Source organism: Leisingera sp. SS27, from assembly GCF_028368855.1.
Lineage (GTDB): Bacteria > Pseudomonadota > Alphaproteobacteria > Rhodobacterales > Rhodobacteraceae > Leisingera.
Genome location: NZ_JAQNCY010000002.1, coordinates 149,367 through 165,085 on the forward strand (window position 1 = coordinate 149,367; position 15,719 = coordinate 165,085).

The 15,719-nt window shown below is 62.8% G+C and carries 15 protein-coding genes; 6 read left to right on the forward strand and 9 right to left on the reverse strand.

What is annotated here, in order from left to right:
• Positions 1–11 precede the first annotated feature (11 nt).
• Entirely contained in the window at positions 12–647 is a 636-nt protein-coding gene (locus N6L27_RS06570) for a class I SAM-dependent methyltransferase (protein ID WP_271906420.1), read from the reverse strand.
• Positions 648–734: 87 nt separating this feature from the next.
• On the opposite strand from N6L27_RS06570, the gene N6L27_RS06575 reads away from it, so the two are divergent.
• Positions 735–1,628, forward strand: coding sequence for a LysR family transcriptional regulator (locus N6L27_RS06575; RefSeq protein ID WP_271906421.1), 894 nt, complete (start codon positions 735–737; stop codon positions 1,626–1,628).
• 105 nt (positions 1,629–1,733) lie between these two features.
• Here the strand turns inward: N6L27_RS06575 and pheT are convergent, their stop codons facing one another.
• Together pheT and N6L27_RS06585 are read right to left on the reverse strand one after the other, a co-directional pair.
• A complete protein-coding gene (gene pheT / locus N6L27_RS06580; protein WP_271906422.1) occupies positions 1,734–4,130 on the reverse strand; it encodes a phenylalanine--tRNA ligase subunit beta in 2,397 nt (798 codons plus the stop codon).
• 89 nt (positions 4,131–4,219) lie between these two features.
• The gene (locus tag N6L27_RS06585; protein WP_271906423.1) at positions 4,220–5,035 is read right to left on the reverse strand and encodes an alpha/beta hydrolase family esterase; all 816 of its coding nucleotides are present in this window, start codon (positions 5,033–5,035) and stop codon (positions 4,220–4,222) included.
• A 147-nt stretch (positions 5,036–5,182) separates the two neighbouring features.
• Here N6L27_RS06585 and N6L27_RS06590 point away from each other — a divergent pair, with 147 nt between their 5' ends.
• On the forward strand, positions 5,183–6,310 hold the full coding sequence (locus N6L27_RS06590) for a DUF2652 domain-containing protein (RefSeq protein ID WP_271906424.1): 1,128 nt from the start codon (positions 5,183–5,185) through the stop codon (positions 6,308–6,310).
• Positions 6,311–6,979: 669 nt separating this feature from the next.
• Here N6L27_RS06590 and pheS read toward each other — a convergent pair.
• Both pheS and N6L27_RS06600 read right to left on the reverse strand, forming a co-directional pair.
• Entirely contained in the window at positions 6,980–8,053 is a 1,074-nt protein-coding gene (pheS, locus tag N6L27_RS06595) for a phenylalanine--tRNA ligase subunit alpha (protein WP_271906426.1), read from the reverse strand.
• A gap of 112 nt (positions 8,054–8,165) precedes the next feature.
• Positions 8,166–9,092: a GlxA family transcriptional regulator gene (locus tag N6L27_RS06600; protein WP_271906427.1), complete on the reverse strand. Its 927-nt coding sequence runs from the start codon at positions 9,090–9,092 to the stop codon at positions 8,166–8,168.
• A 94-nt stretch (positions 9,093–9,186) separates the two neighbouring features.
• Between N6L27_RS06600 and N6L27_RS06605 the strand changes: the two genes are divergently transcribed.
• Both N6L27_RS06605 and N6L27_RS06610 read left to right on the forward strand, forming a co-directional pair.
• The gene (locus N6L27_RS06605) at positions 9,187–9,738 is read left to right on the forward strand and encodes a cysteine hydrolase family protein (protein ID WP_271906428.1); all 552 of its coding nucleotides are present in this window, start codon (positions 9,187–9,189) and stop codon (positions 9,736–9,738) included.
• Between the two features lie 107 nt (positions 9,739–9,845).
• Positions 9,846–10,481, forward strand: coding sequence for a DUF1326 domain-containing protein (locus N6L27_RS06610; RefSeq protein ID WP_271906429.1), 636 nt, complete (start codon positions 9,846–9,848; stop codon positions 10,479–10,481).
• On the opposite strand, the gene N6L27_RS06615 is transcribed toward N6L27_RS06610, so the two are convergent.
• On the reverse strand, positions 10,478–11,644 hold the full coding sequence (locus tag N6L27_RS06615; protein WP_271906430.1) for a sterol desaturase family protein: 1,167 nt from the start codon (positions 11,642–11,644) through the stop codon (positions 10,478–10,480). The genes N6L27_RS06610 and N6L27_RS06615 overlap by 4 nt on opposite strands.
• 92 nt (positions 11,645–11,736) lie before the next feature.
• Positions 11,737–12,504: an AraC family transcriptional regulator gene (locus tag N6L27_RS06620; RefSeq protein ID WP_271906431.1), complete on the reverse strand. Its 768-nt coding sequence runs from the start codon at positions 12,502–12,504 to the stop codon at positions 11,737–11,739.
• Positions 12,505–12,572: 68 nt separating this feature from the next.
• Between N6L27_RS06620 and N6L27_RS06625 the strand changes: the two genes are divergently transcribed.
• Positions 12,573–13,175, forward strand: coding sequence for a pyridoxamine 5'-phosphate oxidase family protein (locus N6L27_RS06625; protein ID WP_271906432.1), 603 nt, complete (start codon positions 12,573–12,575; stop codon positions 13,173–13,175).
• A 139-nt stretch (positions 13,176–13,314) separates the two neighbouring features.
• Positions 13,315–14,349, forward strand: coding sequence for a PAS domain-containing sensor histidine kinase (locus N6L27_RS06630; protein ID WP_271906433.1), 1,035 nt, complete (start codon positions 13,315–13,317; stop codon positions 14,347–14,349).
• A gap of 99 nt (positions 14,350–14,448) precedes the next feature.
• On the opposite strand, the gene N6L27_RS06635 is transcribed toward N6L27_RS06630, so the two are convergent.
• Positions 14,449–15,201 carry a hypothetical protein gene (locus N6L27_RS06635; RefSeq protein ID WP_271906434.1) on the reverse strand — a complete coding sequence of 251 codons (753 nt, stop codon included), beginning with the start codon at positions 15,199–15,201 and terminating at the stop codon, positions 14,449–14,451.
• Positions 15,202–15,345: 144 nt separating this feature from the next.
• Positions 15,346–15,711: a 50S ribosomal protein L20 gene (gene rplT / locus N6L27_RS06640; protein ID WP_008557989.1), complete on the reverse strand. Its 366-nt coding sequence runs from the start codon at positions 15,709–15,711 to the stop codon at positions 15,346–15,348.
• Positions 15,712–15,719: the final 8 nt, after the last annotated feature.

The following is a 15,719-nucleotide window of genomic DNA, read 5'->3' on the forward strand; positions in this document are numbered from 1 at the left end:
AAAGGCAAACCTTAGCGCCGCCGCGCCACCAGGTAGCGCCCGGGGGTATCGGCCGGGTAGTTGCCGGTCTCGATGATCTCGAACCCGGCCTTCTGCACCGCGGCCTCCAGCCTGCGGATGTCGATGAAATCCACGTAGCTGGGCGCCTGCCCCGCCAGCCGCATCAGCGGAATGGCCGCCGAGAACAGCCAGTACTTCCAGCTGCCCCGCATCTCGCCCAGACAGGGGGTCTTGGAGATGAAAAGCCCGCCGGGCTTTACCCGGTCCGCGACGCCATCCAGAACCTCTGCCAGATCCGGCAGCAGATGCAGCAGGTTATGCGCCAGGACCGCATCAAACGGCCCCTGCGGCGCCTGCCCGGCACTGCAGCATTGAAACTCGACATTGCCTGCGCCGGCGTCCCAGGCCCGCTCGCGGCCAACTTCCAGCATGGCCTCCGACAGATCGGTTGCGACGATTTTGGAGACACCGCCTGACAGCTCAATGGCGGTGGATCCGGTGCCGCAGCCAAGTTCAAGCACGGTGTCCTCCGCCTTGAGATAGGACCGTGTCCGCTCCAGCGTATAACGGTAGGCATCCATGTCGCGGATTTTGGACTTGGCATATTTCGGGGCAATCTTGTTCCAAAAGCGGGCGTCGGCGGTCATGGTTCATCTCCTTGGGTCCCCGCACCCTACCTATGCAGGAACCACGGATAAATTGCCGAAATCCGCAAGGTTGTTATACGTATTTGCATGATGAGCCCTGATTGGAACCATATCCGCGCCTTTCTCGCCACCGCTGAAACCGGTTCTCTGTCAGCAGCGGCACGTAAGCTTGGCCTCACCCAGCCGACGCTCTCGCGCCAGGTTGCAGCACTGGAGTCAGAGCTGGGGGTGCTGTTGTTTGAGCGCCTTGGCCGTGCACTTGCGCTGACGGAAGCGGGACAGGAGCTGCTGGCGCACAGCCGCAAGATGGGCGAGGCAGCTGATGGGCTAGCCCTGGCGGCAACAGGACAAGCGCAGACCATCGAAGGGCTGGTGCGCATCACCGCCAGCGATGGCATCTCGGCCCATATCCTGCCCGGGGTGCTGGAACGGCTGCGCCAGCAAGCGCCGCGGCTGCGGATTGAGATAGTTGCCGCGGACGACATCCGCGACCTGCAGCGGCGCGAGGCGGATATCGCGGTCCGCCACGTCCGCCCGGAACAGCCGGAACTGATCGCCCGCAAGATGCAGGACACCACTGCCCGCTTTTATGCCGCCCGCAGCTATCTGGAGCGCCGCGGCACGCCGCGCTGCCGCGCCGACCTCAACGCGCATGATTTTGTGTCCTTCGGCGATATTCCCCAGTTCCTGGCCTACATGGAGCCGCTCGGCATCCGGCTGAGCGAAGGGAACTTCCCTGTCGGCTCAACCAGCGGCCTGGCGGCCTGGGAACTGGTAAGGCAGGGCTTCGGCATCGTGCCGATGCTGGACGCCATCGCCCGCAAAAGCCCGGACGTGGAGCCACTGGATCTGGAGGACATGCCAACGCTGGAATTTCCGCTGTGGCTGGCCACTCACCGCGAACTGCACACCAGCCGCCGCATCCGTCTGGTGTTCGACATTCTGGCCGACTACCTGACAGGGCTGAAGATGCGGTTCTGAACCGCCGCTGCAAAGGGAAAAGGGCGGCCCCGGAACCGGGAGCCGCCCAAAAGTTTTCCTCAAAACTTTTGCCAAGGCTTTTTCTCAAAAGCCTTGGACCCGCCGTCAGCCGCGCAGGGTGCCGCCAGTGGCTTTGGTGACCTTGGCGATGATCTTCTCGCTCACCGCCTCGATGTCCTTTTCCTTCAGCGTTTGATCACTGGGCTGCAGCCGCACGGTGATTGCCAGCGACTTCTTGCCCTCGCCCAGGGAGCCGCCGATGAACTCGTCAAAGACGCGCACGCCCTCGATCAGCGCCTTGTCGGCACCGGCTGCAGCATTCACCAAAGTCAGCGCTTCGACGCTGTCGTCCACCACAAAGGCAAAGTCCCGCTCCACCGCCTGCAGGTCGCTGATCGCCAGCGCCGGACGGGTGGCCGAGGACTTGCGCGGCATCGGAATTTCATCCGGGAAAATGGTAAAGGCCACGGCGGCCCCCTTGATGCCCATCTCCTTCAGCACCTTCGGGTGCAGCTCGCCGAAGACACCCAGAGTTTTCTTGGGACCCAAGCAAATCCGGCCATGGCGGCCCGGGTGCCACCAGGCGGCACCTTCACGCAGGACCTGTACTTTGGCCGGTGCGCCAATGGCAGCCAGCACCGCTTCAATATCAGCCTTGGAATCATAGAGATCCACCGCGCGCGAGGCGCCATGCACGTCCTTCGGCCCGGTACGGCCCACCAGCAAGCCTGCGATCTGGTTCACCTGCTCGCCCGGTTCGCCGCCGGTGAAGGCAGGGCCTGCCTCAAACAGCGCCAGATCCATGAAGCCGCGCGCCTGGTTGCGGGCCGCAGCCTGCAACAGGCCTGCCAGCAGATCGGGGCGCATGTGCGACATCTCGGAGGAGATCGGGTTGGCCAGCATGGTGGCATCATCGCCGCCGCCGAACAGCGCAGCCGAGGCCTTGTCGATGAAGCTGTAGCTGACAACTTCGTTGTAGCCGAGGCTGGCGCAGGTGCGGCGCGCCATCTGCTGACGCCGCTGCTGCGGAGTCATCACCGGCTTGGGGATGCCGTCGGTCAGCCGCGGCAGCGGCTTGCCCTGCAGCTTGGTCAGCGACGCGATACGCGCGACCTCTTCCACCAGATCGGCCTCGCCCTGCACATCCGGACGCCAGCTGGGCACATGCGCCATACTGCCTTCCAGGCGGAAACCCAGGCGGGTCAGGGTCTGACGCTGATCGCTCTCCGGGATCTCCATGCCCACCAGCGACTGCACCCGGTCCGCGTCCAGCTTGTAAGCGCGCGAATGATCCGGCACGTCACCCGCGATCACCACCTCAGACGGCTCGCCACCGCACAGGTCCAGGATCATCTGGGTCGCCCGGTGCAGACCCTCGATGGTGTATTCCGGATCGACGCCGCGCTCAAAGCGGTAGCGCGCGTCGGAGTTGATCTTGAGCGCGCGGCCTGCCATGGCGATCTGCACGTGATCCCAGAACGCGCTCTCCAGGAACACATCCACGGTCTCCTCGGTGCAGCCGGTTTCCTCACCGCCCATGATGCCGCCGATGCTTTCAGGGCCATTGGCATCCGAGATCACCATTTGGCCCGCGCCAAAGGTGTATTCCTTTTCGTCCAGCGCCTTCAGCGTCTCACCGCCAGCTGCGCGATGCACCCGCAGATCGCCCGCGACCTTGGCCGCGTCGAACACATGCAGCGGGCGGTTCTGGTCGAAGGTGAAGAAGTTGGTGATGTCCACCAGCGCCGAAATCGGGCGCAGGCCGATCGCCTTCAGCCGGTCCTGCAGCCATTGCGGGCTGGGGCCGTTCTTCACGCCCTTGATCACCCGGCCAGCAAACAGCGGGCAGCCGTCCAGTGTGTCGGCATCGATCGTGACCTTGACCGGGCTTGCGAAGTCGCCCGGGATCGCCTCAAACGCGCGAGTCTTCAGCGTGCCGAGGCCGCGCGCCGCCAGGTCGCGGGCTATGCCATAAACACCCAGCGCATCGGGGCGGTTCGGAGTGATCGCGATTTCGATCACCGGATCGACCTTGGCCGGATCGTTCTCTGCCAGCCAGTCCACGAACTTGTCGCCGACCGCGCCGGAGGGCAGCTCGATGATGCCATCATGCTCGTCCGACAGCTCCAGCTCGCGCTCGGACGCCATCATGCCAAAGCTTTCGACACCCCGGATCTTGCCGACGCCGATGGTGATGTCGAGGCCGGGGATATACATGCCCGGCTTGCAGACCACCACGGTGATGCCTTCGCGCGCGTTCGGCGCGCCGCAGATGATCTGCAGCTCCCCCTCGTCGGTGTCCACCTTACAGACCCGCAGCTTGTCAGCATCCGGGTGCTTTTCGGCGTGCTTCACATAGCCGAGCTTGAAATCCTTCAGCGCATCCGCCGGATTGACGACCCCTTCGACCTCAAGGCCCAGATCGGTCAGGGCATCAGTGATCTCTTCCACCGAAGCGTCGGTGTCGAGGTGGTCTTTCAGCCAGGAAAGCGTGAATTTCATCGGTCGGGGACCCCTTGGCAGACATGCGTGTTTGACCTGAGGCAATGGCAAAGAATGCGCCAAGGTTCAAGGGTTCTGCGCGCCTGCTCTCAAGGATAGCTGGGAGTGAGGTTCAAAAGCTCATCCAATTGCCGCCCGATCCAGCCATGCGGGATGAAATGGCCGCCGGGATGGGTGTCCAGCACCACCTGCCCCTGTGTGCAGCCGGCCCAGACCGTGCGCTCCAGCTTGAGGAAGTCGACCACCTGCCACTGCCCCAGCGCCCGCGCCGTGCCGCATCCCAGCCGCGCCCGCCACAGCGCCACCGGATAGGTCCGTTCACCGCCCGGGCCATAGGGGAAATCCATCACCCTGTCCTTCAGGCCGTGCACATGCCGCACCTCGCGCGGGGCCTCAGCGCAGTCTTCGCTTTGCTGGATGGTGCCGGCCACCGCCAGAAGCGCCGCCACATCATTGCCGCTGTGGCAGACATAGCGCCAGGCCATGGCCGAACCGTAGGAATAGCCCGAGACGTAAATGCGTTCGGAGTCAACCGGATAGCGTTTAGCGACGTCCTCCAGCACCCGGTCGGCAAAGGCAACATCTTCTGTTTCCGCGGACCAGAAATCCCAGGTCTTGTTGCGCCCGTTCGGGGTCACCAGCAGCACCCCGCGGCGCTTGGCAGAGGCCCCCACCCGCTCGCTCTTCTGCGCATGGCGGCCGGTGCGGGACCAGCCATGGAAATGCAAGAGCACCGGCAGGGGCGAGACCCCGTCCCAGCCCTCCGGCTCCATCACATGATAAGAGCGGCCGCCCAGTTTACAGGGCGTAGCGCCAAGGCATTCAGCAGGTTTCGAAGGCCCCATGGCGACCGCGGCAGAAGCCCACAATAGGACGGCGGAAATGGATATGGCTGCTCGGATCATATGGCAGAGCCTAGCCAACCGGCGGCAGCTGTCACGTCACAAGTTTGTGGGGGCCGCAGCCTGCCCTGCAAACATTCTCCGGACGCGATGTTTTGAGATTCCCCCGGTTTCGCGCATACTGATCTCCTCACTGCCAGGGAGACACCGATGACGGATCAGCATTCCGGGGTTCAAAACGCCTTCTTCGTCATTGCCGACCTGTCGGGCTACACCAAATTCATGGCCGGCACCCCGCTGGAGCATTCCAAGGGAATCCTGGATGCGCTGTTCGGCGTACTGCTCCCTGCCATCCGGGCGCCGCTACAAGTTTCAGGCCTGCAAGGCGATGCGGTCTTTGCCTATGCCTTTGAAACCGAGGTGATGACCAAGCAATTCATCCTCGATTTTGCCGAAAGCCTCTACTGCGTCTTCGCCCGCGAGAAGGAGAAGATGATCCTCAACACCGGCTGCACCTGCGACGCCTGCAGCAAGATCGGCGATCTGGAACTGAAGCTGGTGGTGCATCACGGCGAATGCATCCAGCAGCACAGCCGCGGCACCCATGAGCTGGCCGGCCCCGACGTGATCACCGCGTTCAGGCTTCTGAAAAACTCCGTCACCGAACGCACCGGCCTCACCGCTTATACACTGCTGTCCTGCGATGCGCTGAGGGCGATGGACCTGGTTGATTTCTTTGATGAAAGCGAGTTCCACAGCGAGGACATCGAACATATCGGCCAGGTCGAATATGTGGTCCGCGACATGCGCGTTGCCTGGCAGCGCCGCCGTGCGACCGAGCGCAGTTTTGTCGGTGCCGGCGATGACCTGCTGTTTGACGAATGGATCATCCCGCTGGCTGTGTCGCCAGAGGTCGCCTTTACCATCTGCACCCGCCCTGACTTGCGCACCGAATGGCTGGGCGCCGACAAGATGGACCTGTTGAACACCAACAAGGGCAAGATCGAACCCGGCACGATGTACCACTGCTACCACGGCGACGCGCTGTTTCCCTATGAAGTGCTGGATTGGAACCCCGGCGAGTATGTCACCGGCCGCTACAACCTGCCGATGGGCCTGATGATGTATGAGACCATCGAGATGGAAGAGGTCGGCGGTGGCACCCTGGTCAAGCTGCGCTATGCCAAGACACGCTCGCCTAAGCTGATGGGCAAGCTGATGGCCGGAATGGTCAACCGCAAGCTCCGCGGCTTTATCGTGCCGGACAAGGAAAACCGGGTCTCCAGGATCAAGGCGCTGGGGAAACGGCTGGGCGGAACGGCCCCTGCCCCCGCCTGAGGCCCACACAAGCCGCGCTCTCGCCTGACCGCGGGGAGGCGAACCAACGATCATGTTTGGCAGTTTATCCCGGCAAAGTCCGTAGAACATCTAGCTGTGGCGCTTGGCTCGCCAAATCGCCTGCCCGTGCGGGCGGTCAGGCGATGGCGCGGCGGACTCTCGGCCTTGATTCCGCGCTGGAGCAACCATCGAAGACAATGCCTATCCCTTCTCGGGCTAACCGGTGCGTTCAATCACAGAGCATCGCGCCGGACCCGGGGATGGGCGTATCGCGCCCGCGTCGTGCTGATAGCACGCCACCGGCGGGGCGGGCCGGATCGGGCACGATGCGGGGCTGCGCCCCGCGGTTACTTTGCAATCAGTGCGGCCTCGCCAAGACTTAGTCCGCTTAGCCAGTTATCGCATTCCCTAGCTTGGGAAATCAGAAAATATTCACACTCACATGCGCTTAGCCCAAACCTTCTGATGAGCATGCAGAAACATTGAAGCCAAAGGAGCTGCAATCAGAATGTAAGCAACTCCGATCAACGCCGGTGCGTGCACAATCAGCAACCAGAATGGCACAACTGCACAAACCGGGATGGCGAAACCAATCCACCACGGGTTCCTTTCACAAAACGCAGTACACCAGTCATAGTACCGCGCCAGCCAGATCCCGATCAGATACACTTACCTGCTCAGACCGCCATGCAGCGCCGGCATGTCCAGGCTCTGGAAGCCGTAGTGGCGCAGCCAGCGCAGGTCGCTGTCGAAGAAGGCGCGCAGGTCGGGGATGCCGTATTTCAGCATCGCCAGGCGGTCGATGCCGATGCCGAAGGCAAAGCCCTGGTAGATTTCCGGGTCGATGCCGCCGGCCGCGATCACCTTGGGGTGCACCATCCCGGAGCCGAGGATCTCCATCCAGTCGTCGCCCTCGCCGATTTTCAGCGTGCCGCCCTCCCAGGAGCAGCGGATATCCACCTCTGCCGAGGGCTCGGTGAAGGGGAAATGCGAGGCGCGGAAGCGCAGCTCGACGTCGTCCACCTCGAAGAAGGATTTGACAAACTCTTCCAGCACCCACTTGAGGTTCGCCATCGAGATGTCCTTGTCCAGCGCCAGGCCTTCGACCTGGTGGAACATCGGCGTGTGGGTCTGGTCATAGTCGGCGCGGTAAACGCCGCCCGGGCAGATGATGCGCAGCGGCGCGCCCATCTTTTCCATCGAGCGGATCTGTACCGGGCTGGTATGGGTGCGCAGCACATGCGGCGGGCGGTTGTCGCCCTCGGCGCGGTGCATATAGAACGTGTCCATTTCGGCGCGGGCCGGGTGGTGGCCGGGGATGTTCAGCGCGTCGAAGTTGTACCAATCGGTATCGATGCGCGGCCCTTCGGCGACCGAGAAGCCCAGCTCGGCAAAGATCGCGGTGATCTCTTCCTGCACCTGGCTGATCGGATGCAGGCTGCCCTGGCGCTGCGGGCGCGACGGCAGGGTCACGTCCAGCCACTCGGTGCACAGGCGCTCGTCCAGAGCGGCATCTTCGAGACCGGCCTTCTTGGCCGCGAGCGCCGAGTTGATCTCATCCTTCAGCGCGTTCAGCGCGGGGCCGGCCACCTGACGCTCTTCCGGGGTCATCTTGCCCAGCTCGCGCATCTTCAGCGCCACCTCGCCCTTCTTGCCGACGGCTGCAAGGCGGATTGTCTCCAGCGCCGCCTCGTCGGCGGCCTCCGCAATCTGACCCAGGTATTTGGCTTTAAGATCGTCCATCACGGCCCCTCGAATTCTGCTTGTGCCCTGCTACCACAAGGGCGCGCGAAAGCAAGAGGGCGGGGACGGATGCGTGGGCGGCTGTGTCACCCTGCACCCCGCTGCTGCGGCCTCAGCCCCGCGCCGGTGCAAACCGCTTGCGGTAGGCACTGGGGGACAAGCCCACCGTCCGCTGGAACAGCTTGCGGAAGGCTGAGACATCCAGATAGCCCGCTGCCGCTGCAATAGAATCGATACTGGCTGTGCTCAGCTCCAGCTGCTCCCGCGCCTTGGCAATGCGCAGCTGCTGCAAATACTGCGAAGGCGCCAGACCGGTGGCGGCCTGAAACCGGCGCAGAAAGGTGCGCTCTTCCAGTCCGGCGGCAGCGGCCATCTGCGGCACTGCCACCGGCTGATGAAACCGGGGTTGCAGCCAATGCTGGGCCTGCAAAACCGCAGCATCGCCATGGGTCAGGTCAGGGGCAAACAGGTTGTAATAGCTCTGTTCCCGCACGCCGGGGTCAATCAGGAAAAACCGGGCGGTCGCCAGCATCACCGCAGGTCCCATGAAGCGCGCAATCAGCCGCAGTCCCAGATCGGTCCAGGCCATCAGCCCGCCCGCAGTCACGACATCGCCATCGTCAATCAGCAGCCGTTCCGCCTGCAGCTGCACCTGCGGATAGGTCCGCGCCAAATCCTGCGCCAGCGCCCAATGGGTGGTCGCCGGGCGCCCGTCCAGCACCCCGGCTGCCGCCAGCAGAAAGGCACCGGCACAGACAGAGCACGCCAGCGCCCCGCCTTTGTGCTGCCGCTTCACCCATCCGGCAACAGCCCGCAGAGCCGCACCTTCGGGGCGCGCTCCCAGACTGGGCGGCAGGACCACCGCATCAAACTGGCCCTGACCAGAAAAATCCTCGACCAGCTCGGTCCTGAACCGGCGCGCCTGCCCCGGCGCCCCGCCGCCTGCGGCCTCCAGCAGGTCACGCAGTCCCAGCAGCGCAGCCTGCTGAGCACCCGGATAGGCCACAAGGGCAACGCGAATCTGACGCTCCTGTACCATTTGTCTGATTATGCCTGTTTTATGTCATTTCCGCCAATCACTCTGCTGCAGCGCCAGGCGCTATACCAAAGCAGCAACCGCAAAGGAGTGACACATGACCAAATCGGCACTGATCCTGATCGACATCCAGAACGACTATTTCCCTGGTGGCAAGTGGGAGCTGCACGGCATGGAGGCCTCGGCCGCCAACGCCCGCAGGCTGCTGGACGACGCCCGTGCCAAGGGGCGCCTTGTCGTGCATGTGCGCCACGAGAATGAGCGCCCGGACGCTCTTTTCTTCGCCGCCGGCACCCCCGGCGCTCAGTTTCACCCTTCGATACAGCCCGCAGCAGATGAGCCCGTGGTGGTCAAACACAAGGTCAATGCTTTCCTCGGCACCGGTCTCAAGCAGCTGCTGGACGAAAACGGCATCACGCGCGTGACACTCGCAGGAAGCATGAGCCACATGTGCATTGATGCAGCCGCAAGAGCCGCTTCTGATTTCGGCTTTGAGGTTACCGTGATCGAAGACGCCTGCTCCACCAGCCGCGACCTGGAATACAATGGCGTCACTGTTCCGGCAGAGCAGACCCACAGGGCCTTCATGGCCGCGCTCAGCTTTGCCTATGCCTCGGTCACCGGCACTGATGCCTTCTTGTCAAACTGACCAAATGCCCGGGTACGCTTCGGCGCCGGGCAAGCGGCGCCTGAAATCACGGCCTTCTTATGGTACACTGCCAGCATATCTTCTCAGCAGCACCGGAGGGCACAGCCATGGCACATGTGGATTGGTATATCGAAGGCCGCAGCTTCGGGAACTGCAACTGCAACTACGGCTGCCCCTGCCAGTTTGAGGATCTGCCGACCCACGGCAATTGCACCGGGTTCGAGGTGCTGCATATCGACAAGGGCCACTTCGGTGAAACGGACCTGGCGGGCGCAAGGTCCGCCCTGCTATACGCCTGGCCGGGCCCGATCTTCGAAGGCAAGGGCGCGCTGCAGGCAATCATCGACGACCGCGCCTCTGATGCCCAGAGTGCGGCGCTGGAAACCGTGCTCTTGGGCGGCGAAACCGACGAGGAAGCCACCCACTGGTGGGTGTTCCGCGCCATGTGCGACACCGTGCACGAGACGCTGACCAAGCGGATCGACTATGAGGTGGACATCGACAACCGCACCGCCGAACTGGATATCGAAGGCCTGATCACTTCCACAGGCCGCCCGATCCAGGCGCCGCATGGCGGCGGCGAGCACCGGGTTCAGATCGGCATCCCCGGCGGGATCGAGTTCACCCTGGCCGAAATCGGCAGCGCAAGCACCAAGTCTGACGCGGCGATCAAGCTGGACCTGGAAGACAGCTATGGCCAATGGGCCATCATCCGCCATGGACCGCACGGGATCGCGGCTTAGTCTCCGCGCTTGCTTTCCGGCCGCTTCTTCCAACGTTTCTGGTTGAACGGATATAGAAACTGCCGCCAGTAGCCATTGGGAACGGAATCCCCCGCCACCCCGTACTTCGACGGCCATTCCTCTTCCGGCAGGTGATAGGTGCCGAACAGCCAGTCATAGAGCGGGAAATGCGAGGCATAATTGATGTCGATCGCCGCCCGCTCGCTGCCGTGGTGCCAGTGGTGATAGCGCGGGGTGACCAGGAACCGCTCTGCAAACCCCAGCTTCCAGCCGATATTGGCGTGGATGAAGCTGGAGTAGAAATAGACGATCAGCAGATAGCCCTGGATCGCCTCCGGCTTGAAGCCCAGCGTGAACATCGGCACCGCCGTCAGCCCGCGCAGCACCGCGATTTCGATGAAATGCATCCGCGCGCCGGCCAGCCAATCCATCTTCTTGGCCGAGTGGTGGATCGCATGGAAATGCCACAGTGCCGGGAAGGTGTGGAATGCGCGGTGCACCCAGTACTGCACGAAATCGGTTGCCGCCATGATGATCAGCACCTGCACCGCAAAGGGCAGATTGGTGATATGGGCGCGGATCCCCTCCAGATCAAACTCGGTGTTCACATAGTTGGCGGGCGCCATGGTCAGGAAGGTCAGCACCTGCACCAGCATGGAGCTGACCAGGTAGTAGAACATATCCTCACGCCATTCGGTGCGGAACACGGTCTGCTCGCGCCGCGCCGGAAAGAACCGCTCCAGCGGCACAAACAGGAACCCGACCAGCAGCACGTTCACGACAAAATAGTCGAGCCCGAAATAGAGGCTCTGCGGCGCCTCACCTGCGTGCTGCGGCTGCGCCGTGGCCATCAGCGAAGCGACAACTGACAGCCCCAGCGCCGCCCAGCCCAGGCTTTTCTGGCGGCTCAGGATCAGGCTCAGCAGCGACAGCGCATAGCCTGCCAGCAGCACAAAGCGCAGAAAGACGGTGACATAGCCGCTGGAATGCACGAACGCGATCTGCGGATAAGAGAACGTCTCTGGATACCAGCGCAGCAGCACCAGCAGCAGCCCGGTGATGGCCGCCAGCAGCGCCATGGATCCCGACAGCCAGCCGCTGCCCAGCGGCCGCGCCTCACGCGGGGTTTCCAGTTGCGCGATCACATCCCGGATAAATTTCATTCTGGCTTCACTCCGTCAAACTCCGGTGCAACCTGCCATAAGGCGGCGGAATGCGCGATTCCGGAAATCACTACGATGCGGCACGGGACCGGTTATACCACCCGCCGCATCATTGCCAGCAAGGACTGGCGGCTGGCGTAGCCCAATTGCCGGGCCACCTGCTCCATCCGCGCGCCGCGCGCTTCGGCGCGCAGCGCGATCTGACAGCGCAGCCGGTCGCGCCAGCTGCCGAAGCTGAGACCCGCTTCCTGCTGAAAGCGGCGGGTGAAGCTGCGGCGGCTCATCCCCGCCAGCACCGCCCAGTGGTCAATTGTCTGATTGCTGCCGGGGCTCTCCATCAGCGTATCGCAGACGCGCCGCAGCCGGGCGTCCGCCGGATAGGGCAGCGCCAGCGGCGATTTCGCCGCCGCGCCCAGCTCGATCAGGATCAGCCGGCTCAGGTGATGCGCCCGCGGCGGCAGCGGCCAGGGATTGTTCATTTCGCACAGCGCCGCGATCAGCCCGGCCAGCAGCGGCTCAATCAGCACCGCCCGGCATTCCGTCAGGGCTTCCGCTCCTGGCTCCGCCGGGTCGATATACAGCGACTGCAGCTGCACCTCCCCCGCCATGCGGATTTCGTGCAGCATCCCCGCCGGCACGATCAGCCCCGAGCCCGCAGGCACCGCCCAACTGGTGCCGCCGGCCTCCGCGGCCATCAGCCCGGCCACGGCATAGACCAGCTGATGGCGCGGGTGATCATGCCAGGTTGAGATATAGCCGTCCGCGTATGTGCGCGCGTAGGAAGCCACCCCATGCGGCAGCAACTGCACCGCATCGGACGAGGACGATCCTCGCCGCCGGATATCCGCATTCTGGCCCATTTGCGCGAAAACTGGCCCCATGGCGGCAAAAGGGCAAGCTAAAACGCAACCAAAAGGAGGCCGGACCCATGCAAACCCTCAGCAGCATTGATGAGCTTGAAGAGATCTACAGCGCCCCGGTGCCGCAGTCGCTCACCAAAGTCACCCCCCGCTTGACGCCGCTTTACCGCGACTGGATCAGCGCCTCGAAGTTCGCGGTCCTGTCCACCATCGGCCCGGAAGGCACCGACGCCAGCCCGCGCGGCGATGACGGCCCGGTGGTGCATATGGCGGATGACCGCACCCTCTGGCTGCCGGATTGGCGCGGCAACAACCGCATCGACAGCTTGCGCAACATCGTCCGCGACCCGCGCGTCAGCCTGATGTTCATGGTGCCGGGCTGCAACAACGTTGTGCGGGTGAACGGCACCGCCTCGCTGACTGCCGACGAAGGGATACGCAGCCATTTCGCCCGCAAATCCCTGCTGCCCGCCACTGTCGCGGTTATCAACATCGAAGAGCTCTATTTCCAATGCGCCAAGGCACTGATGCGCTCGCGGTTGTGGGATCCAGAGTCAGCCCGCCCGGCGGTACCCACCGCAGGCCAGTTCCTGAAGGAGCAGAAAGAGACGTTTGAAGCAGAGGCTTATGATGCGGGCTATGCGGAATATGCCAAAAGCCGGATGTGGTGACCAGCGCGGCCTGCTCCCCCCTGCTCGCGGGCAATTTTCCTCCGTCACGTCATGAACTTAGAACTTGTCAGAAAGTTTGCGGCATGTGCATCCTGGATACTGTTCTGCTCTTCATGGAAAACCTCCCGTGCCCACACACATGGACCGCACCAGCCTGACTTGGCAGGTCACGCCCGACCTTCTGGGCGTGGTCGACGCTTCCGGCGTCTTCACAGACACCAACCCGGCATGGCTCCGCACTTTGGGTTTGCTGCCGGAGGAAATCGAAAGCCGGCAATTTTTCGACTTCCTGCACCCGGATGACATGTCCCGGACAGAGGCCGCATTTGAGCGTGTCAAACACGGGCAGCCGGTTCTGCAGTTCGAAAACCGCTACCGCCACAAGGACGGCAGTTACCGCTGGCTGTCCTGGAACGCGGTGCCGGAGGGCGACCGTTTCTATTGCAACGCCCGGGATGTGACAGAGGCCAAGATGAACGCGGCCCATCTGGCGGACCGCGAGCAGGAGGCCCGTTTCCGCGAGCAGTTCATCGCCGTGCTGGGCCACGACCTGCGCAACCCGCTGTCCGCGGTCGGCGCCGCACTGAGGCTCCTGGAGAATGAGCCGCAATCTGCCAAGGCGCTGGAGATCATGGCGCTCGGCCGCCAGTCCGTCACCCGCATGTCGGCGCTGATCAACGATATCCTCGATTTCGCCCGCTCCCGCCTTGGCGAAGGCATCGAAGTTGCGCGCACCGAAACCACAGACCTGCAGCCGGTTCTGTCGCAAACAGTTGAGGAAATCCGGCTGGCAAACCCGGGCACTCCGATCACCGAAAGCTACAGTTTCGCCGATCCTATAGACTGCGACACTGACCGCATCGCGCAGCTGGTCTCCAACCTCTTGTCCAACGCGGTCACACACGGCACGCCCGGAAAACCAGTCACTGTATCCGCTGGCGATGACGGCGGCGATTTCGTTTTGTCGGTCGCCAACCATGGCGACCCGATCCCGGCGGAGACCATGGGCTTGCTGTTCGAACCTTTCACCCGCTCCGGCACCCGCGAGTCGCAGAACGGCCTGGGCCTGGGCCTCTACATCGCCCAGCAGATCGCCGCGGCGCATGGCGGCCACCTTTCGGCAGTCTCGGATGAAGCGCAGACCGTGTTTTCACTGCGGATGCCAGGAGGCTAATAAATTCCTACCTTATCAACAGCTTACCCGATTCGCCCATCACGTTAGCTTTTGCGCGGCCGGAAAAGTACTAAACGATTGCCGCTGCTGCGATCAGCCTCACTGCAATCGGATAATGAAATCCTCCCAGTCCAGCGGGTTGATATGCAACAGCCGGACCGCGAAGTAGGACAAAACCATTCCGAACACAAAATAAAGCGGCACACGCCCTAATCCGTATCCGCGCAGGAACAACGGCGGCAACAGCAGCGACAGCATGAAGCCCAGCAAAAGGAAAACAACCGCATTACTGCCAATGGCGAACAGCCCAGTCAGCTCAATTTCCATTTTCTGGGCTGCAGTCCAAAGAAATCCCAATGCGTAAACAAGCACGCCTAGCAGCAGTCCGGTAAGCGATGACAGCGTCAAGGCCCTGGCCGATGCTTTAGGTTTTGGTTCAACGGGCCCAGAGTGATCCCCGCCCGTAAGAGGACCTCTGACAACCACCCGCCATGCTAGGCTGAGCCCCCAAAGAAACGTTACGACGCCGAAGGCTGCGCCCGCCAGCACGCCGCCGACTCCGAACACTTCCCGGACCGCTTCATAGTTCTTGTTCATAAAGCTGATAAAATGCAGACTGAGGACCGACGGCAGCACAGACAGGAACTGTTTTCCGGGGCTCGCCTTTTGCCGGGCAGGCCTTCTATTCTGCGGCTTGAAGGAACCAGCTGCGCTCTGCGAGGCCGGAACCCTTGCATTGATGCGATCGAGACGTTGCTGAAAATCCGCGTTGGACATCTGGTGAAACAGCCATTTTCCGAGAGTGTAGCAATCGGCCCAGTTTGCTTCATGAAGATGGCGGAAATTGGACATGCCGGTGAAATCAATACACGCATACGGCCTGTTTTCTGACGGCTGCACGCTCCTTGATTCAGCCTGGCAAAAGAGGTCTTGCTGCCACAGAAAAAAGGCCGCCCCGTTGGGCGGCCTTCTCTCGAATTCGAACTCTCTGGCGCCTTAGGCTGCCAGCGCGTCCTGTGCCTGACGGACGATCGCACCGAAGGCTTCGGGCTCGTGCACGGCCAGGTCGGCCAGAACCTTGCGGTCCACTTCGATGCCGGCCAGGGTCAGGCCGTTGATGAAGCGGGAGTAGGTCAGCGCTTCGTCGTGCGAACGCACAGCAGCGTTGATACGCTGGATCCACAGCGCGCGGAAGTTGCGCTTGCGGTTCTTACGGTCGCGGGTTGCGTACTGGTTGGCCTTGTCGACGGCCTGACGGGCAACCTTGAAGGTGTTCTTGCGGCGGCCGTAGTAACCTTTGGCTGCCTTGATGACCTTCTTGTGACGGGCGTGAGTTGTGGTACCACCTTTAACGCGGGACATGTGTCAGA